The sequence below is a fragment of the Pseudomonas sp. P7779 genome (assembly GCF_013386315.1).
GTDB lineage: Bacteria > Pseudomonadota > Gammaproteobacteria > Pseudomonadales > Pseudomonadaceae > Aquipseudomonas.
Map to the genome: position 1 here is coordinate 1 of NZ_JACARZ010000004.1, position 16915 is coordinate 16915.

General features: G+C 57.1%; 23 protein-coding genes. 6 read left to right on the plus strand and 17 right to left on the minus strand.

Annotated elements, in window-relative coordinates; translation table 11 throughout:
* Nucleotides 1–18: 18 nt before the first annotated feature.
* Genes HX869_RS01175 through HX869_RS01190 form a run of 4 tightly spaced genes read right to left on the minus strand, consistent with a single transcriptional unit; the run spans nt 19 to nt 1428 of the window.
* Entirely contained in the window at nt 19–390 is a 372-nt protein-coding gene (locus HX869_RS01175; RefSeq protein WP_178902620.1) for a hypothetical protein, read from the minus strand.
* A complete protein-coding gene (locus HX869_RS01180) occupies nt 390–677 on the minus strand; it encodes an ogr/Delta-like zinc finger family protein (RefSeq protein WP_010176319.1) in 288 nt (95 codons plus the stop codon). Before HX869_RS01180 ends, HX869_RS01175 begins: the two co-directional genes overlap by 1 nt.
* A complete protein-coding gene (locus HX869_RS01185) occupies nt 677–1147 on the minus strand; it encodes a YmfL family putative regulatory protein (protein WP_177054625.1) in 471 nt (156 codons plus the stop codon). The genes HX869_RS01180 and HX869_RS01185 overlap by 1 nt, the downstream gene beginning before the upstream one ends.
* A gap of 29 nt (nt 1148–1176) precedes the next feature.
* Complete coding sequence (locus HX869_RS01190) at nt 1177–1428, minus strand: DNA-binding protein (protein WP_178902621.1); 252 nt, start codon at nt 1426–1428, stop codon at nt 1177–1179.
* A gap of 96 nt (nt 1429–1524) precedes the next feature.
* Here HX869_RS01190 and HX869_RS01195 point away from each other — a divergent pair, with 96 nt between their 5' ends.
* From HX869_RS01195 to HX869_RS01215, 5 genes are all read left to right on the plus strand, one after another.
* The gene (locus HX869_RS01195; protein WP_178902665.1) at nt 1525–1863 is read left to right on the plus strand and encodes a helix-turn-helix transcriptional regulator; all 339 of its coding nucleotides are present in this window, start codon (nt 1525–1527) and stop codon (nt 1861–1863) included.
* Between the two features lie 100 nt (nt 1864–1963).
* Nucleotides 1964–2128 (plus strand): hypothetical protein, encoded by a 165-nt coding sequence (locus tag HX869_RS01200; RefSeq protein ID WP_178902622.1) that lies wholly within the window; start codon nt 1964–1966, stop codon nt 2126–2128.
* Nucleotides 2129–2239: 111 nt separating this feature from the next.
* On the plus strand, nt 2240–2716 hold the full coding sequence (locus tag HX869_RS01205) for a hypothetical protein (protein ID WP_178902623.1): 477 nt from the start codon (nt 2240–2242) through the stop codon (nt 2714–2716).
* A gap of 62 nt (nt 2717–2778) precedes the next feature.
* Nucleotides 2779–3834: an N-acetyltransferase gene (locus HX869_RS01210; protein ID WP_178902624.1), complete on the plus strand. Its 1056-nt coding sequence runs from the start codon at nt 2779–2781 to the stop codon at nt 3832–3834.
* Nucleotides 3812–4183 (plus strand): ASCH domain-containing protein, encoded by a 372-nt coding sequence (locus HX869_RS01215; RefSeq protein ID WP_178902625.1) that lies wholly within the window; start codon nt 3812–3814, stop codon nt 4181–4183. The genes HX869_RS01210 and HX869_RS01215 overlap by 23 nt, the downstream gene beginning before the upstream one ends.
* A 38-nt stretch (nt 4184–4221) precedes the next feature.
* Here the strand turns inward: HX869_RS01215 and HX869_RS01220 are convergent, their stop codons facing one another.
* The 13 genes from HX869_RS01220 to HX869_RS01280 all read right to left on the minus strand — a co-directional run bounded on the left by HX869_RS01220 (nt 4222) and on the right by HX869_RS01280 (nt 15734).
* A complete protein-coding gene (locus HX869_RS01220; protein WP_178902626.1) occupies nt 4222–5490 on the minus strand; it encodes a phage late control D family protein in 1269 nt (422 codons plus the stop codon).
* Complete coding sequence (locus HX869_RS01225; RefSeq protein WP_178902627.1) at nt 5487–5927, minus strand: phage tail protein; 441 nt, start codon at nt 5925–5927, stop codon at nt 5487–5489. Before HX869_RS01225 ends, HX869_RS01220 begins: the two co-directional genes overlap by 4 nt.
* Before the next feature lie 5 nt (nt 5928–5932).
* Entirely contained in the window at nt 5933–8554 is a 2622-nt protein-coding gene (locus HX869_RS01230; RefSeq protein ID WP_178902628.1) for a phage tail tape measure protein, read from the minus strand.
* Complete coding sequence (locus tag HX869_RS01235) at nt 8544–8663, minus strand: GpE family phage tail protein (protein WP_017477242.1); 120 nt, start codon at nt 8661–8663, stop codon at nt 8544–8546. Before HX869_RS01235 ends, HX869_RS01230 begins: the two co-directional genes overlap by 11 nt.
* A gap of 8 nt (nt 8664–8671) precedes the next feature.
* Complete coding sequence (locus HX869_RS01240; RefSeq protein ID WP_010176308.1) at nt 8672–9007, minus strand: phage tail assembly protein; 336 nt, start codon at nt 9005–9007, stop codon at nt 8672–8674.
* Nucleotides 9008–9054: 47 nt separating this feature from the next.
* Entirely contained in the window at nt 9055–9570 is a 516-nt protein-coding gene (locus HX869_RS01245) for a phage major tail tube protein (RefSeq protein WP_178902629.1), read from the minus strand.
* Nucleotides 9571–9627: 57 nt separating this feature from the next.
* A complete protein-coding gene (locus HX869_RS01250) occupies nt 9628–10803 on the minus strand; it encodes a phage tail sheath protein (RefSeq protein ID WP_178902630.1) in 1176 nt (391 codons plus the stop codon).
* Nucleotides 10804–10923: 120 nt separating this feature from the next.
* Entirely contained in the window at nt 10924–11358 is a 435-nt protein-coding gene (locus HX869_RS01255; protein WP_178902631.1) for a phage tail assembly chaperone, read from the minus strand.
* Between the two features lie 12 nt (nt 11359–11370).
* Nucleotides 11371–13299, minus strand: coding sequence for a phage tail protein (locus HX869_RS01260; RefSeq protein ID WP_178902632.1), 1929 nt, complete (start codon nt 13297–13299; stop codon nt 11371–11373).
* The gene (locus tag HX869_RS01265) at nt 13296–13913 is read right to left on the minus strand and encodes a phage tail protein I (protein ID WP_178902633.1); all 618 of its coding nucleotides are present in this window, start codon (nt 13911–13913) and stop codon (nt 13296–13298) included. The genes HX869_RS01260 and HX869_RS01265 overlap by 4 nt, the downstream gene beginning before the upstream one ends.
* Nucleotides 13913–14824, minus strand: a complete 912-nt coding sequence (locus tag HX869_RS01270; RefSeq protein WP_178902634.1) for a baseplate J/gp47 family protein — start codon at nt 14822–14824, stop codon at nt 13913–13915. Before HX869_RS01270 ends, HX869_RS01265 begins: the two co-directional genes overlap by 1 nt.
* Nucleotides 14821–15165 carry a GPW/gp25 family protein gene (locus HX869_RS01275; RefSeq protein ID WP_178902635.1) on the minus strand — a complete coding sequence of 115 codons (345 nt, stop codon included), beginning with the start codon at nt 15163–15165 and terminating at the stop codon, nt 14821–14823. The genes HX869_RS01270 and HX869_RS01275 overlap by 4 nt, the downstream gene beginning before the upstream one ends.
* Entirely contained in the window at nt 15162–15734 is a 573-nt protein-coding gene (locus HX869_RS01280; RefSeq protein ID WP_178902636.1) for a phage baseplate assembly protein V, read from the minus strand. The genes HX869_RS01275 and HX869_RS01280 overlap by 4 nt, the downstream gene beginning before the upstream one ends.
* A gap of 170 nt (nt 15735–15904) precedes the next feature.
* Between HX869_RS01280 and HX869_RS01285 the strand changes: the two genes are divergently transcribed.
* On the plus strand, nt 15905–16891 hold the full coding sequence (locus HX869_RS01285; protein ID WP_178902637.1) for a DUF4062 domain-containing protein: 987 nt from the start codon (nt 15905–15907) through the stop codon (nt 16889–16891).
* The last annotated feature ends 24 nt before the right edge of the window (nt 16892–16915 follow it).

Genomic DNA, 16915 nt, shown 5'->3' on the forward strand with positions numbered 1-16915 from the left:
GGCGGGGTTAGTCGGGGGTTACGGTGTTACGAGGCGCAGTCGGCGGTTTTCCGGTGCGTTGATGATGCGTTGGTAGATCAGGCTGACCGGTACGGCCCAGGTCATTCCGCTGGCCGGGTCCGTGATGACAGCCACGGCACCGGAGCTTGCATCGACGTCCAGCTGGTGGCGGTCGTTGTTGGACTTGAGCTCACCGTAGGCGCGACTGATCAGTTTTTCAGCCATGTGCAAAGGCACTTCCAGGCTGCCCACCAAGTGCTGCACCGCGCGGCAGAAAAGCAATTGATCGTTGCCGAGGTACTCGGTCTGGTGACGTTGCAAGAAGGACAGGCCAGCGGTTTGCATGGTTGCCTGGTATTCCTGGTAATCGGTATCGGTAGCAGTATTCATCACGCACCCTCCATTTCCATTTGGTCCAGCAGATCGGGTTGATCATTAGCGGTTTTCATTGCCTGGCGACGAATGACCACATCTGCAACCGGGAGGCGCACAGCCGGGTTAGGCATGCCGCTGGGGCTAAGCTCGTGGGTCATTTGAAATTCAGCACGCACCGCCCAGCCGCAGGCCTCGTTGGTGCATTGCATATAGGTGATGCGCAGGAAAATGTGCTGGCCTTCGCTGGTGCGGATGCGCATCCGGCTGTGGCAGTGAGGGCACACCAGTTTGTAGGTACTCACTAGACCGCTCCCTGGCTGTAAAGCTGGATAGTCGCGAACACCTCGGCGTAACGGGCCGACATGTAGGTGACAAGGGCGGCGATGATCGCGTCGGCCTCGCGCTTTTCAATGATCCCGTCATCCAGGGCAGCAGACATGATCTGGTCAACCCTGCCGCGCTTGGCCGAGGCTTTGAGCGAACGGGTGTACAGCTCAACGTTGTCCAGGGTTTCCGGGAGGCTCAGCGGTACGAACATGCCGCCGTACATTGAGGCGATGTAGTCCGGTAGGAAGGTGGTACCGGCAACTTTCTCCAGGCGATGAATATGCTCGTCGGTCAGCGGGCGACTGCCGGCGTTCTCGTAGGCCTGGTTGTCGAACTTCTTGAGCGGCATACCGAGGTCTGCCGATGCGTAAGACCGACCGCCAGGGTAGGCGCCGATAACGGCCATTACGACGCTCTTTCTGCTGTCTAGAACTGGGCGTTTCATCTTCTGGTTTCCCCTTGGTGCCAGAGGCCCTAGTTTGTTATCACGCAATCGGCGCCGGTTTGGGGCGGCGGCGTAGTGATCACGCCGTCCTTGATTCCCAGCAGGACAGCGGCACGGTGGGACTCCCCCCGACGCCCGCGATTCTGGCCGCTAAGCACCGCATAAACGGTGCTGGGGTTCAGTAGGTGCTGTTCCGCAAAGTCCTTTACCGTCTGGCCGCGCCTTTCAAGGGCGTCACGCGCTAGATGGCGAGCTTGCTCGTAGGTGTAGGCGTTGGGCATAGTGCAGTTCCGTGCAATTTTATGTGGTGACACGCAAAGAATGATGCACATATCTGCACTTGTAAATAGCGGAGATGAAGAAATTTGCATTATTCAGTGGAAATAGGTGCTCGGCTTCAAGCTGAGCGAAAGCGCTTGGGCCTCAATCAGGATCAGTTCGCCGATGCTGTTGGTGTCTCCAAACGGACGCAGGCGGCTTATGAAGCGGGCAACACTGACCCGTCCTCTCTTTACCTCCATTCGGCAGCCTCAAAGCTTGGGGTCGACGTGTTGTTTGTGGTGACAGGCGTCGCTACGCCTCGGCCAGTTGAAGGGCTGAGTGTGGGAGAGGACCGCTTGGTAACTCAGTACCGATCATTACGAGAAAATGACCAGCAAGCTGTGGATCGTATCGTCGGCGCTATGTGGGAAATGACAGCGCGAGAAAAAGAATAATCCTTCAGCGAACTCCGTAGAATCCGCACGGGACTACGTATTGCTTTCCGAGGAGGCTCGGTAACGTCGATTCAACTATGCACTTGATGGAGTAATGAGCATGTTGGATCAAAGTGGAGATAGCCAGGATGATGAGAACGCTATCGAGCCTTCCAGATTGACGCATGATGAAAAGAAGCTTCTTACGCTTTATAGGGAAATGTGTGACATCGACCGGCGTTACATTCGCCGCGTGGCTGAGGCGTTAACCGCGACCTCCGGTTGACCTTGTAGTCAAGGTCTTCAGCCCAGGCTTTTTGCCTGGGCTCCAGTTAGCAGACAGGTGCATAGTCGCTGAGTGGGTTTGGTGTTTAAGGGATTAAAGGGAGTAGGGATCATGCGCAATATTTGTGTCGCAGCAGGGATGTTGCTTCTAAGCGGAACCGCTTGGGCCAATGACGAAGCCATTGCCCAGCATTGCAGCGGCGAGTGGCCCACTGATCGCGAGATGTACACCTATTGTGTTGGGGAGCAGCGTAAAGCTGTGCGAAACCTCGCCAAATACTCGGGATCCATCCGTGCTCATTGCGAAACCGAGTGGAAAACCGACTACGAAATGGTGGTGCACTGCATCAAAGAGCAGCAGGCCTCTCAAGGGGCGGTCGCCCGCGCTCCTCAGGATGAAATTTCAACTCGCTGTGCCCGCGAGTGGCCCAATGAATATGACATGCAAGAGCACTGCGCCAAAGAGCGTAGGACAGCGAAAGACAACATTGAGCGTAACTATTCGGGTCTTCTGCGTCGCGCCTGCGAGCGCCAATGGGGTACTGAGTATGAAATGGTTGAGCATTGTATTGAAGAAGACGGGCAGTAATTTGCGGTTTTTTGACCGTCGTCCCGTTCAAAAAATATTAAAAATGCATAAGGAAGGATTCTATGGAGCTGCGACTTACAAAATTTGCTGACGTTAATTTTAATGATGTTTTTTTTGATTCATTAAAACAAGATTATGCAGAGATTCCAGTTTGGTTTGAAAAGAAAGCACAAGCGGGGGACAGCGCATACGTTTTTTATGGGGATGCCGGCGCTATAGATGGATTTCTTTATCTAAAGGTAGAGGATGGCGTTGTTTCGGATATTAATCCTCCACTACCTTACGGACGTCATGTGAAAGTTGGAACGCTAAAGATTAACGCGCATGGGACCAAGTTGGGTGAGCGGTTTCTGAAGAAAATATTTGATTACGTAGTCGCTTCTGATGCACAAGATGTATACGTAACGGTGTTTGAAAAACATGGTGGATTGATATCTCTCTTTGAAAGGTACGGTTTTGAGAAGCACGGAAACAAGGTCACGCCGAATGGGGTGGAATGGGTGCTTTATAAACAACTTTCAAATGTGCCTGGAGATATAACCAAGAGATACCCCGTCGTTTTGGCAAATGGGCGTAGAAAGTTTTTGCTTACGATCTATCCTGAGTTTCATACTCGATTGTTTCCTGATTCAATATTAAATAACGAAGACCCAGAAGCGATAATTAAAGATGTATCGCATACTAATAGTATTCATAAGGTTTATATATGTAAGCTCTTTGGTGCTGACCAGTTGCGCTGTGGTGACGTAATTGTAATATACCGTACCGGTAACGAAGTCACGCCAGCTTGGTACAGTGCAGTGGCTACTTCAATATGTGTTATACAAGAAGTCGTTTTGCTCAGCATGTTCAGAACTGTTGACGATTTTCTGGCATATTGTTTGCCGTTTTCTGTGTTCAGTGAGGAGGAGCTACGACGGTTTTATAGGGATGGAAAATACCCTTATATTCTTCGTTTCTCTTATAATTATGCGCTGCCAAAGAGACTGAATCGTGCTACTCTTGTTACGAATTGTGGGATGGTTGACAGTCGTTGGGGCTGTACTGAGTTAAATGATAGGCAGTTTTCTCATATACTTGAGCTGAGTGGTGCAAATGAAAATATTATTATCAATTAAGCCGGAGTTTGCCGAAAAAATTTTTCAGGGAGAGAAGCGGTTCGAATTTCGTAAGAATATTTTCAAGCGCTCGGATATAAGCAAGGTTGTGGTTTATGCGACTATGCCAGTCGGTAAGGTTATAGGGGAATTTGATATTGATGGTGTGATTGAGGGTTCCCCTAAGAAAGTCTGGGCTGAAACGAAATCTCATGCAGGGATAACCTCCAGGTTTTTTAGTGAGTACTTTACTGGTCGACAGCGCGCCTTCGCAATTAAAGTTGGTGGAACACTTCGCTACGAACATCCATTGAATTTATCTGATCTTGCTGAAGGAATGGTGGCCCCACAATCTTATAGATACTTGTGAAGCTTTAACTCCGCAGACGGGCCCCAAATTTTGGGGCCTTAATTTTTCGCATCTTGAGCTCGTTTCCATTCTCTGGTGACTGCTCTTTTCGCAGATGCTTCAGTTGCATACAGCCATCGTAATCGTCTCGGCTTCTTCTGATCCCCCGTTGTAATCATCTTCTCCTTTCCTGTTGTCTGGTCGCGGTAGTACGCGATGATCCCCGTGTAATCGCCTTTGTTCTCTTCTGCCAGGTCCTCAACGTTGTCCTGCGGTAGCTTGCTTTCCAGCTCGAGGCTAACCGTATACCCGCCATCCGCAGTGAGGCTGTGCTGCACGTTGCCGCCGTACCAGATGATTTCGTCGATTTCCGCCTTTACGCCTTGCAGCGTGTAGACCAGTTCGGGGATCAGATCCGGTCGGCCCATTGCCAGGGTGTAACTGAGTGTGGCACTGCCGCGTTGCAAGCGCCGGAACTCGGCACGAGCGGCGCGCAGGGCTGACTGCTGGTCGCTGTAGGTGTGGCGCAGGTCTTTGAGGTTATCGCCGTCGCCGGCAATGGCCTTCTGTTTTTTGGCACTGTTCACGTCGTAGTAATAGGCGCGCACGCCGTCGTAGCTGTCGCGGTCGGCTTGTAGGTAGCGGTGTTGGTCACCGTCGGCGCGGGTGAGGGTGATGTGCGGCAGGTCCAGGCCGCTGGCCGTCTTGCCGCCACCCGCCGGCAGGCACAGTAGGCAGCCCGCTTTCACGCTGGCCACCGCGTCGAACTCCTCGCCCAGGCGGCTGATCAGGTTGGCGTCAGACTCGTTGGCCTGGTCGAGCTGCAGGATGGGCAACCCATCCAGAGCGCCTGCGATGGTCGCGGTCAGGCCGTTGCCGATGGCGATATCGCCCAGGACGACGCCGAGGGTGGTGTTGCTCCAGCTACGCTCCCGTTTGGTTTTCAGGCCCTTGCGCAGGTCTGCCGATCGAGCACGGATGCTGAGTACGTCCGGCGCGCCGCTGTGTTCGGTTTCGTCGACAGTGTAGGTGCCTTTGTCCACCAGGCCGGTATCACTCCAACCCAGCCACAACCGCAATACCGCACCTTTGGGTGGGATCGAAAGCAGACCATCGTGGTCGCTGAGGGTGATGCTGAGTTGGTCGGCCTCGACGCCGCGATTGTCGGTCAGCTCCAGGCTCATCAGGCGAGGGCTGATCAGTTGGGCGATGTCCAGACCGTCGACGGTGAGCCGGAAGGCGGGCACGGGATAGGCCGCGTCGCGGACGTAGCGCTCAGCGGTACTGCGCACGTAGCCGGTGACCTTGGAAAAGATGGAGTCGATCATAGCAGGCCTCGCAAGATGTTGACGCCAATGCTGGTGCCGGCGCTGAGCAGATCGATGCGGTCGTCGTCGATGCGCTTGAGGCTCAGGGTGAACTCAATGCGCCGTGGCGTGCCGTCCTTGAAAAAGAAGGTCTTGTTCTCGCTCAGGCTCTCTATCACCCACAGGCCGTATATCCGCCCGGTGCCTTCGACCATGGGCCAGGCCTTGCCGGTGTTCGCCATCAGGCGTATCGCGTCGAGGCTTAGGGCGCTGCCAGCCAGCTCAGGGAATATGATGCCGGGGAGGGTGATGGCATCGTCGCCACGACCGACGAATTGCCGTGCGGGCGCCGCGCCGATGCGATTGTTGCTGGCATGACGCCAATCGGTTTGGCGTTGCAGCTCCTGGTAGGCGGCGGTGGAGAGGCTGAACACGAACATGCCGAGGGCCATCATCATGGTGGTTATTCCAGGTCAGAAAGTTTGCTGCGCTGACGCGCTTTCTTTTCGTTTTCGATGCGTGCCATCAGTGCACGCACGCTCTTTTCCAAACTTTGCATGTCCGTGCCTGGCCCCGCCGTAATGGTGAATTCGTAGGTGTCGTGGCTGTCGTAGACCGCAGCTGCGGGCGCGCTGCTGATCGGTGGCACAGTGTCCACGGAAAACGCCGACACGGCTGCTGTGCTCAGTGCCTGAGTGCCCGCCGCTGTCATCTGCTTGCTCATGGTGGTCAGGGCGTCCAATGGGCCTTTCTGTCCACCTTCCAGGCCCTGTGTCAGGCCTGCCATGGTGAACCCTCCCAGCTCTGCGAACACCCGCGACGGGCTGTGGATGCCGAGTTTCTCCTTGAACCAACCAATGCTGGCATCACCGATAGAGCTGATGGTGTTTTTCACGGCGCCGAGCCCGGCCGTCAGCCCATTGATCAGGCCGTTGACGATCATGCCGCCGAATTCAGTGAAGCGGCTAGGCAGCTCGATGCCCAGGTAACTCAGCACACCGGCAAATGCCTGGTAGAGCAGGCCGAGCGGGCTGAAGTTGACCAGGGTGGTAATGATGCCCCCAATGCCACCGTCGAACCCCGATTTGATTTCGTTCCAGGCGTTGGCGAAGTAGGTTTTTACCGCGTCCCAGTTCTTGTAGATCAGGTACGCGCCGCCGGCCAGTGCAGCGACAACAGCAGCGATGACCAGGACAATCGGGTTAGCGGAAAGCCCCCACAACGCTATGCCAACCGTACGAAGTGCGGTCACTAGGTGACCAATCAAAATCCCGCCCAGCGTTCGCAGTACCGTGCCGAACACCTTGAAAATACCGATGATGCCGGGCAGGCGAACACCGAACATGGCCAGGCCGAAGCGTAGGAACAGGAACGGCCCCAAGATGCCGGCGAGTGTGAGGGCGAGCCCGCCGAAAACCGCTGACAACACCACCACACTGGCTACGATCTTCAGCAAGGTCGCCGTCAAAGTCGGGTTGGCTTTGACCCAGGCATTGACCTTGTCTAGCACACCGCCGATGGCGTCCATGACGTCGACCATGGTCGACCGTACGGCTTCGCCCGCGCCGCTTTTGGTGTTGAATAACTTGTTCTGCAGCACTTGCCAGCGACCTTCGATCGCATCAGCACGGATATCCATTTCCCGCTGCATCGATCCATTGGCTGCGGCGTCATTCACCAGGTCGAGCTGACGTTTCAGTTCGTCCAGGTTGTTGACCAGCTTGCCGGCGTCCTTGCCGAATTCTTTGCCGAATATCCGCGTTGACGCTTCTGTCTGTTGCTCAGGCGACAGCTTTTTGATCCGCTCAAGGACACCCATCATTGTGCCCATGGCGTCCTTGCTCATTCCGCTCTGCACAGCCTTTGAGTCAAGGCCGACCATGGCCATGCCTTCCTGGAACTTCTTGCTCTGCATGGTGGCTATGGAAAGCTCACGGACCATAGCCCTGGAAGCGCTCGCGGCGACTTCTGGTGCCGAACCCAGCGACAGGAACGTACTGCCCAACGCTGCCGCCTTGCGGTAGTCGAGCTTGTCGGCTACGTCGCTCATACGGGTCAGCGTTTCAATGATGTCGCCACCCTTGGAGCGGGTGTTGTCGTCCAGGTAGTTGAGTGCATCACCCAACTCGGAGATGTTCTTGATCGGTACCTTGTACAAGCCGGCGATCCGGCCCATGTCCTCGCCCACCTGTTCCGCTGGCAGATCGAACGCCACGGCGGCAGTGGCCGATACCTTTGCCATGGTCAAAAGGTTTTCTTTGCCCTGAATACCGGCCCGGGCCTGCGCTTCGACTAGGGCTGCGAACTCGGTGGTGGCAATAGGCATTTCGTTGCTGGCCGCTTTGATCGCGTCCGCAAATTCGTAATAGGTGGCGGTGAGTTTGCCGTTGTCGTCCCGCGCGCCGTCGACCTGCTTGGCTACGCCCATCATGGCGGTTTCGAAGTCGACGTATTCCTTTACCACGCCGATGACTGGGCGGCTGGCTGCGTACGCAACGCCCAAGCTGGAGCCCCCGGCCACGGCCGCGTTGCCCGCGAACTGCTTGCCCTTGTCGTAGCTGCCCCGGGCCATGGCCGCGCGCTTGTGCTGGGCGCTCAGCTCCGCCATGCGCTTGCCTTGCGTGCTGACGCTGGCGTTGGTGGCTATGATCTGCTCGCGCAGCTGGCGTTCGTGGGCCACCAGATTTTTAGTGCTGATGCCGGCGTCATTGAGCTTTGACCGCAGGCCTTGGAGTTGAACGCTCTGCTGCTGGTGTTGCTGCTTGAGCTTTGTGGCCTCGCGTACTGCTGACTGAAACTCGCGCGTCATTGCCCTGGTCGGCGCGCCGGTCGCGGCAAACTGCTGGCTGAGGCCTTTGACTTTATCGCGTGCCGCGGTGAGCGCGGTGCCGGTCTGGTCGGCGGCGGCACGCTGAGCGCGCCAGGAGCTGACGTCTTTCTGTTGGGTGTTGAGTTCTTTCAGGCGGTCGCGTGCAGCCTTGAGCGCGCGAGCGGTCTCAAGGCTGCCGTTGTTGATTTGCTTCAACGGGCGGGTGGCTTTGTCGATGGCATCCAGCACCACCTGTAGCCGCAGATCATTTGCCATCGGTGGAACTCCGCACCCTGGCACGCTCGCGCCAGTCCATCAGTTCTTGCAGACCCAACTGATCCATGTCAGCCGGTGCCCAGTGAAAAACCACCGCCAGATCGGCCATGGCCTCCTCTACGCAACGAGGGATGCATCCGTCTTCGTCGATTTCTGTAGCAAAAAACCGGTGATCTTCGTGCTGAGCGCGACCAGGTCGGCGGGGTCCATGGACGTAACTTCAATGGTGGTGAGGGTCGGCGAGCTGATGCGCGGTAACACCTTGATCAGGCTGTTGACGTCCATCTGCAGCAGCTCGGCCAGGCTCACGCCTCGCAGCTCGCCCGAGTTGGGTTTGCGCAGGGTGATGCTATCGATGGTGCTGGTGCCACGGCGGATTGGGGTATCGAGGATGACGGTGTTTTCGTCAGTCAGTGATTGAACGTCAGGTTGTTCGGTGGCTGCGGTTTTCATGGATAAAGCTCCTGGTGAGGGGCAAAAAAATACATGGCGATTGGAGGTCAGAAGCCCAGGGCGTTGCGCTGTTTCTCCAGCATGTCGACGCCGCCGACTTTCTCGATGAAGTTGAGCAGGTCGATTTCGATGATTTCTTCGTTGTCCACCGTCAACTTGTAGTAGGTGCAGGTGGTGGTCATCGAATGTTCGGTGTCTTCGCCTGGCTGGGCGTCACCCATTTCGATGGTTTCGTGCCGGCCGCGCACAACGATTTCCACGGCGCTGACTTCGCCTGTGTCGTCCTGCTCATAGGCGCCGGAAAAGCGCATGGCGACACCCGACGCATTGACCATGCCGAATTGCTTCAGGCTGATCAGGTCCAGCCCGCCGGTCTTCCATTCCAACTGGATACCGTCGTCGGAAAAACCGAGGTCAGCCTTGACCGGGCCGTTCATGCCACCGCCGCGAAAGGCTTCCATCTTGCGGCCGAGGGCGGGCAGGGTGACGGACTTCACCACCCCCCTGTAGATGTTGGCGTCGTTGAACAACATGAGGTTCTTGAGTTTGCGTGGCATGGCCATGGCGGTGTTCTCCGGGTGTTTGGCAGCGGGTCAACTCCCCTTTCGGGGAGCCCCGGTTTAGCCGTTGATCTGGCTGGCGAACTGCATCAGGTATCTGTCGGTAATACGCTGGCGCAGCGTGAGGTCTTCCAGGGGCGGCACTGGCGTGTAGTCGTAATCGATCGTCAGCTTGCCGGCCTTGAGGGTGTCTTTGTCGTTGATATCTTCCGGGTACCAGGCGCTGCCGCCGATCAGGTAGCCCTGCGCAACCAGCTCGCGAAACTTGGCGTTGATGCCTTCAAGGATGTCCCGCACCAGGGAGGCGTGCATGGGCTTGTCCACAGCCCACATGTGCGCCTCGGCCATGGTATCGGCGAGGATCTGCGCGGTACGGGTGTAGTTTTCGAAGGCGAACAGCGGATCGTCGCTGCAGGTACGGCTACCCCAGAAGCGGAAACCACCCTCGTTGATCAGGGTCGTGACCTCGTTGCTGTTGAGGTAGTTGGCGTCGGTGGCCGGGTTTTGCAGATCCCAGAACACGTCTGCGCTGATGCCGGTCACGCCGTTGATTGCAACGTTGGAAAGAGTCTTGTGCCAGCCGGTTTCCTGGTCGATTTTTGCCCGCAGGCCCAAGGCGCGGGCCACCGCCGACGCGGTAATGGTCGCGCTGGTGACCGTGTCCCAGTTCTGGAACTCCGGCCAGATCACCATGACCTCACGGGCGCCGAAGTTTTCACGGTAAGCGACCACTTCTTCCTTGGTTTTGCAGTCCCACGCACTGACATAGGCGAAGGCGCGCAGGTCCTGCGCAATCGGTACCAGGGCGGCGGCCACCGGCTGGCTGTCAAGACCAGGTACGCCGAGAATGCGTGGCGTCATGCCCACACGGGCCTTGGCTGCGAGCAAGGCTTTCATGCCGGTGTATTTGCCATCGGCGGTGGTGGTGCCGATCAGGGCAGTGGTAGTAGCGGCTGAGTCTGCGCCTTCCTTGACCCGAACCACGATGGTGTAGGGCTTGGTCTGATCGGCGATGGCTTGGAGGCTGGACGCCAGAGTGCCCTTTACGCCGGCTTTGGCGATGGCGCTTTGCACGTTGGTCAGCAGTACCGGAGTGTCCAGCGGGAAAGCGAGCGGGTCCGCATCTTCAGCCGTACAAACCAAGCCGATGACTGCGGTGGGAATGGTGCGAATGGGGCGGGTGCCGTCGTTGAGTTCGATGACCCGCACGCCGTGGAGATAGTCTGAACCGGCCATGGGTGGATGCCTGCGCTGTGATGGAATGACAGTGCACAGGCTGCCGCGCGCGCGGCAGTTCGGCGAGTGGTGGACGTTGTAGGTGGACACGCTACAAGGCGCGCCACCTTTCGATGGTTGTTATTGAACCTGCTCATCAAGCCAAGTGGGCGCGATAGGGCGATGCGTGCTATCCGGGAATTCCGGCGATTGCGGCCAGTCGCGCAGTGCCTGCATGAACACCAACAGCCCTCCGAATTGCTCGGCGGTGAGCGTTGTCGGCGCGCCAATTTCGAGCTGATCGCGGTGCCGGTCACGCAGCCATGCCGCAGACGTCAGTACTCCATCACGCCAAGCGCGTTCGGCCTGGGCTACGGCATCGGGGTCAACCGGCGGTTCGACCAGCTCAAGCGAACCATCCTCGGACACTTGCGCGAGCAAACCGCGCGATATCCCTGCCAGCAGCTCCCTTCGCTGTGGCTCGGTGATTGCAATCGCGTCGGTCGGAATCTGCTTTTTGCTATTGAGCGCAGTGTCGAAGAAACCACGCTCTGAGGGGCTGTAAAACGCTGCCATTGGTGTACCTCTTTATCGGCCAAGCGCCAGCCAAGCGATGTCGCCTGCTGACTGGGTGTAGTTGTTCTGAACCCGGATCACAGACCTCGACACGTACCCAGCTCCAGGCGTAAATGCTGCCCCGGTAATCATCGTCGTAAAGGCCATGAAGGCTCCCACCCACATGATTTCGTTCGGGAACGTCACGGAAAGGGATACGTCACGACCAGGGCCTTGCGACGTACCGCTGTTGGTCGCCTGTCCAACCCCGACCGCTAACCCCCATTGCAGGATCCATCCGCCCAGCCAGGTCGGCATTGCGATGTGGCCATTCGCGCCAAGCACCCATGAAACGCCTGCCCGTAGTTTCTTGGACGTGACGGCCTTTGTGTCGTCAACGCCGGCATTTACTTCGGGTTGTGTGGCGAGCTGTATAACGCCCAGTACACCCTCTTGAGCGGCCTGCCACAACGCGCTCAAGCGGGTGGCGAGGGTTAATGGGGTGACTATCGTCGTCGGTTCAGTACCTGTGTTAACAGCGGTCTGCGACGCGATACGGGCGATACCAGCAAAGCTCGTTGTCGCCTGCACAACTTTGGCCGCGATTGCCTGCCAGACCCGTAGCGCTGTCATCGGCTTGGTCGTGTCAGAACCTTGCTCAGCCTCTGTTTGGCTCGCCGATGCGATGCCGTAGCCAGACAAGGTGTTCGGCAGGCCTGTCAGTGCAGCAAAGGGCACAGAGTACAAACCAGCCCCGCTTCCCGTGATCGTGCCGCTGATCTCAACGACCCCCTCCGACTTGATCCGGATGCCCGGGCCGATGGACCAGGGGTCAGTCCCAAGCCCCAAGAATGCAGTCTTGAATATGCCGTCAGAACCACCGTAAAAGCCCATTCCTCCTCTGATTTCTGTAGGCGCTCCAGCGAATACCCCCTGTGCCCATGCCGAGGTATTTCCGTGGGTGAGATAGAGTCTGCTGCTCTCTGTCAGTTGGACATTTCCTTGCAGGCTGCCGCCATTAATCGACAGTGCATCGGTGATCCCGGCCGCAGCGAGCGTAGTCGGGTTCGTGCCGGCAATGACCCGACCATACTTGTCGACAGTAACCTTGCCATATGAACCCGCATTGACCCCCGTGCGCCCCACAGCCATTTCGAAGGTAAGCGCAGTAGTGCCCAGGACGATTGGGGCATCGGTTACCAGTTGCCAAACGCTGTCGCCGTTGACCGTGCCCGTCTCGACGCTCACAAATAGACCAGGTGTCACCTCGATGCTGGTATCTGCATCCTCGGCGCGTTTCCACAGGCCAGTTGAGGAAACAACCCACAGGCCGTTGTCCTTGGCCGTCACTTGATTCTTCACCAGCACGCGAGCCCCAGCCTGCAACGCCACGCCGTCAACAGTCTGAAGGCCGCTCAACGTGGTGTTGGCAGTAGTGGCTACCAGCACGGAGTGCTTGAAGTCCTGCTTCGCCTGGGCCTCGATGATGGCGGTGTCGACATACTCGCGTGTGGCCAACACAACGCTGGGGTCAATCTTTAGCTCGATATTCGCGGTGTTGCTGACGATCAGGTTGATTCGAATCACCTGTGTCCGGCCTGATCCCTGGGCAAGCAGCGGTTTGAAGGTCGGCGCGCAGTTGGCAACCGCGACCATGTCGCCGTCCTTGTCGTAAAGGGCCAGCTCACGTACCCACCAGCCGCCAACGCTCTCCGGGATGACCTGCTCGGCAATGATCACGCTGGCGTTGGCTGGATCAACCTTCACCTGATTCAGGGGGGCACGTCGGCGCTCATTGATCAGCCTGGTTTGCGAACTGCTGGGGATAGGGTCGGTGCCATTGGCATCGCCCACGCCCATTTGGGCAAATGTCCATGCTGTGCCGAGGGCATCTGCATTGGCCTGCTTGGCCCTGCCGATGTCAATGAGGATCGCGAAAAACTGGCTGTTTTGGTCGGTCATGAGTGAATGTCCATCGTGTCGATATGATGTTCGCGGCCACCGATGCGAATCACACCGCTGACGTCAATGTCGCGCTGTGTCGGTGGGTAAACGCTGAGTTCGTCGCCTTCGTACACGCTGGCCCCGATAAACACCGTGCCGGTGCTTTCCAGGCTGATGGCCAGGCCTGTCAGGTGACGGGTGACGGGCTTCGCGTCATCGATCAGCCAGGTCAGCTCCAGGTACATTTCTTCGGTGATACCGGTGTCCAGCACGCCGACCTTCAAGGCAAATGTGCCGGGTACGCCCTCTGGCGCCGTCTGCCACCACTCCATCACCTCAATCAGGTAACCCAGCGGCTCGACCACACGCCGCAATGCACCGATGGTGCCCTTGTGAGCGTGGATGTAGCGGGATGAACGAATGGCCGCGCGTTTAGTGGCCTCGGCCCAATTGCTATCCCAGCGGTCGACGGAAAAGGCCCAGGCCAGGTAAGGCAGCAGCGGCACAGGGCAGGTGTTCGGGTTGCACAGCTGTCGCAATGGGATGGGCACCCGCTGAATTTGCGCGAGTGCCTGTGCGGCCTGGCGCTCAAGCAGCGTGGAGTTTCCGGGCAGCAGGTGCTGAGCGCTCATTACTCGGCACCCCGGGTGACGGTGACGCCAGTGCAGTAGGGCGCCTGGGCTTTGGTCGCGACAATGTCGACCCAGTTTTCCAGTTCAACCTTGCGCACACCTTCGACATGCAACGCGGCGTGAATAGCGGACTCCGACACTTCCATTCCCAGGCGCCGACGCTGGCTGACATAGATCAGCAAGCGCTGCTCAGCTGCTGCCAGAATCGGCTCAGACTCAGGACCGCTGGTTAACAGGTAGAGCCTGGCTTTGACCTGGTAGCGGATGATCTGCGCGCCTTGGACGGTCAGGCGGTCAGCCACCGGGCGACGGTCATCGTCGCTCAGGTACGTCTTGACGATGGCAAGCAGGTCGGCGGGTGCTGTGCCATCACCCAGCAATGATTGAACGGTGATCACCGCCACGGCAGGGGATGGACTTTCGGCTGTGGCGTCGGCAACGCGGCCATCTGCCCCTCGGGCATGGAAAATGTAGCTGTTGCGTGGCCCGGCGGTGCTCAGCCCTTCCCAGGACATTTGTGCCCGCTCGCGTAAGCTGTCGTCGCTCTCCATCAACCGCGCTACGGGCGGGTTTGCCAGCGGCTTGGCTTCTTGGACTACCAGGCGCGTGACGTTGAAGTTGCCCGCCAATTGGTCCAGATCGGGACCTTTGGCCAGGGCCAGCAGGTTGGCAATCGACGCCTCGTTGACCCGCTGGCGCCAGATGGTTTCGCGGTAGGCGTTTTCTTCCAGCAGCTTGGTCAGCGGCTCCGATTCCATTTCGAGGCGCGCGGCAATCTCGGGCTGTTCTTCAATCGGCCACAGACTGATCATGTAGGCCTTGCGTTCCGCCAGGATCAGTTCGTAGTCGATCTGCTCGACGATCTGCGGCGCCGGGAGCTGGCTGAGGTCAATCGCGGCAAAGGAGTTCATACACTGCCTCCCAGTTGCAGCGGGATGCTCAGGCTGAATGTCTCGTTGCTGTCGACGACGCTGCCTTCCACGTCCAGCACGGACTGGCCTTGCAGATTTGCGCCGACGAACTGAATGCGGCTGAGGCTGATCCGCGGTTCCCAGCGCATCAGCGCCATGACTGCGCCCGAGTACACCCGCAAGCGGGTGACGTCGTTGAATGGGTGGTCCACCAGCTCGGGCAGCAAGCTGCCGTACTCTCGGCGCATCACCCGGGTACCGATGCGGGTGGTGAGGATGTCGGTCATGGACTGGGTGATGTGGTCCAGAGTGCCGATGGCGCCGCCGGTTTGTCGGTTCATTCTGGTTTCCCCGTCTTGCCGTTGCCTGGCATCACACTGCCGTGGGGATGGTTGACCAGGCTGATGCCGGCGGCGACCACGTCTTCGGAGACGGTCACAAGGCCGACCACGTTCTGGTTGCCCGTTTGGTTGTAGTCGCCCTGGTGATTTATAGGGCCGATGATATTGATCCCGCCCTTACTGACGATGCTGGTGGTGCCGCTGTCGGGCAGGGTGGCATTCAGGTGGTGGGCGACACTGTCGTACTCGATCACCGCGCCGTCGGCGTAGGTGCGTCGGTGCAGGCCAGGGCGGTTGCCGTTGGCGGGGATATGGTCGCTGGGCAGGCCGGTGATGACGACGCCGTTGGCGAGCTGGCCAGAGGGGCTGAACAGGATCACCTGTTCGTCAACGGTGGGCGGGTCCCATTCGCGGTCGGAGCCGGCCCGCAGGGCGAGCCACGGCAACCAGGCGGTGGTGAGTGCACCGGTTTTTACCTGCACGCGCGGGGGCTCCATCTGCACGGCGGCGATGACGCCGAAGCGGATGAGGTTTTCGAGCATGCGGGAGAGGGCGGCGAATTCGTTCATGGCGCCGATGGTGGCGTTGCGCGCATGAGAGTGCAGCTAAACCTATTTGTATTATGCTGTGCTACAAGCATGGCATGCTGCCATCGTCTCAGCACTGCAAGTGTCTTGAAGCCGCCAAGCTTAAATTGATCAGTGTTTATTTTTAGATTGAATTTTTAGGGTGGGGAAGCATGGATAAGCGATATCAGGTTTTTGTAAGCTCAACTTATTTGGATTTAAAGGATGAACGTCAGAGTGTTACTCAAACTTTGATGGAAATGGACTGTATTCCAGCGGGCATGGAACTTTTTCCGGCTGCTGATGAGGATCAGTGGACCTTCATTCAAAGGGTTATCGATGATTGTGATTATTATCTCCTGATAGTAGGTGGTCGGTATGGGTCGGTAAGTGATGAAGGGATTAGCTATACCGAAAAGGAATTTGATTATGCAGTAAGTAAAGGCTTGAGAGTGGTCGCATTGCTACATGGTAATCCTGACGTGTTGCCTCTTGGGAAGTCAGAGGTTGCTCCTGAACAGCGTGATAGACTTTCTTTGTTTCGAACTAAGATTTCTACGGGGCGGGTCGTAAAGTTTTGGAATGACGGAGCTGAACTTCCAGGCTTGGTTGCGTTAAGCTTGGCTAAAACAATTAAGCTGTATCCGGCTCAAGGTTGGGTGCGAGCAAATGAAGTATCTAATGAGGGGTTGTTGTTAGAGATTAATGATCTTAGAAAGTTGAATGATAGTTTGATGGCGCAAATTCAGGATCTAGATTCGCAAGTGGCACCAATTTTTGATATTCAAGATTTGGCGGGTGTTGACGATAATTTTCGGCTGAATGGAAAATATTTTAATAGTTACGGCAGTAATTCAGATTGGTATGTGGTGTTCTCATGGAAGGAGATTTTTTATTATGTTTCTCCTTATTTGGTAGGTGGTGGAGATCCCAGCGAAATCAAACGAGTTTTAAAGGAGGCTGCATGCGCAAGATATGGCGTGGATCTGGGGATTAGCACCTTAGAAGATCAAGATTTTCAGACTGTAAAGGTTCAGCTGCAGGCTTTGGGCTTGGTTAATGTAGAGTTGTCTGATAGTAGAACTAAAGATGGGGTGTGGAAGCTGACAAATCGAGGAGAGAAGCTAATGGTAGAACTCCGGGCCGTCAGAAAAGAATAAGAAAAAGAAAGGTGCGGATTATGG

Excerpts from the sequence above, each read along its gene's own strand:
- HX869_RS01175 (WP_178902620.1), bottom strand. The coding sequence starts at position 390 with ATGAATACTGCTACCGATACCGATTACCAGGAATACCAGGCAACCATG.
- HX869_RS01185 (WP_177054625.1), bottom strand. The coding sequence starts at position 1,147 with ATGAAACGCCCAGTTCTAGACAGCAGAAAGAGCGTCGTAATGGCCGTT.
- HX869_RS01190 (WP_178902621.1), bottom strand. The coding sequence starts at position 1,428 with ATGCCCAACGCCTACACCTACGAGCAAGCTCGCCATCTAGCGCGTGAC.
- HX869_RS01200 (WP_178902622.1), top strand. The coding sequence starts at position 1,964 with ATGTTGGATCAAAGTGGAGATAGCCAGGATGATGAGAACGCTATCGAG.
- HX869_RS01205 (WP_178902623.1), top strand. The coding sequence starts at position 2,240 with ATGCGCAATATTTGTGTCGCAGCAGGGATGTTGCTTCTAAGCGGAACC.
- HX869_RS01210 (WP_178902624.1), top strand. The coding sequence starts at position 2,779 with ATGGAGCTGCGACTTACAAAATTTGCTGACGTTAATTTTAATGATGTT.
- HX869_RS01215 (WP_178902625.1), top strand. The coding sequence starts at position 3,812 with ATGAAAATATTATTATCAATTAAGCCGGAGTTTGCCGAAAAAATTTTT.
- HX869_RS01220 (WP_178902626.1), bottom strand. The coding sequence starts at position 5,490 with ATGATCGACTCCATCTTTTCCAAGGTCACCGGCTACGTGCGCAGTACC.
- HX869_RS01225 (WP_178902627.1), bottom strand. The coding sequence starts at position 5,927 with ATGATGATGGCCCTCGGCATGTTCGTGTTCAGCCTCTCCACCGCCGCC.
- HX869_RS01230 (WP_178902628.1), bottom strand. The coding sequence starts at position 8,554 with ATGGCAAATGATCTGCGGCTACAGGTGGTGCTGGATGCCATCGACAAA.
- HX869_RS01235 (WP_017477242.1), bottom strand. The coding sequence starts at position 8,663 with ATGGCCGATCTGGCGGTGGTTTTTCACTGGGCACCGGCTGACATGGAT.
- HX869_RS01240 (WP_010176308.1), bottom strand. The coding sequence starts at position 9,007 with ATGAAAACCGCAGCCACCGAACAACCTGACGTTCAATCACTGACTGAC.
- HX869_RS01245 (WP_178902629.1), bottom strand. The coding sequence starts at position 9,570 with ATGGCCATGCCACGCAAACTCAAGAACCTCATGTTGTTCAACGACGCC.
- HX869_RS01250 (WP_178902630.1), bottom strand. The coding sequence starts at position 10,803 with ATGGCCGGTTCAGACTATCTCCACGGCGTGCGGGTCATCGAACTCAAC.
- HX869_RS01255 (WP_178902631.1), bottom strand. The coding sequence starts at position 11,358 with ATGGCAGCGTTTTACAGCCCCTCAGAGCGTGGTTTCTTCGACACTGCG.
- HX869_RS01260 (WP_178902632.1), bottom strand. The coding sequence starts at position 13,299 with ATGACCGACCAAAACAGCCAGTTTTTCGCGATCCTCATTGACATCGGC.
- HX869_RS01265 (WP_178902633.1), bottom strand. The coding sequence starts at position 13,913 with ATGAGCGCTCAGCACCTGCTGCCCGGAAACTCCACGCTGCTTGAGCGC.
- HX869_RS01270 (WP_178902634.1), bottom strand. The coding sequence starts at position 14,824 with ATGAACTCCTTTGCCGCGATTGACCTCAGCCAGCTCCCGGCGCCGCAG.
- HX869_RS01275 (WP_178902635.1), bottom strand. The coding sequence starts at position 15,165 with ATGAACCGACAAACCGGCGGCGCCATCGGCACTCTGGACCACATCACC.
- HX869_RS01280 (WP_178902636.1), bottom strand. The coding sequence starts at position 15,734 with ATGAACGAATTCGCCGCCCTCTCCCGCATGCTCGAAAACCTCATCCGC.
- HX869_RS01285 (WP_178902637.1), top strand. The coding sequence starts at position 15,905 with ATGGATAAGCGATATCAGGTTTTTGTAAGCTCAACTTATTTGGATTTA.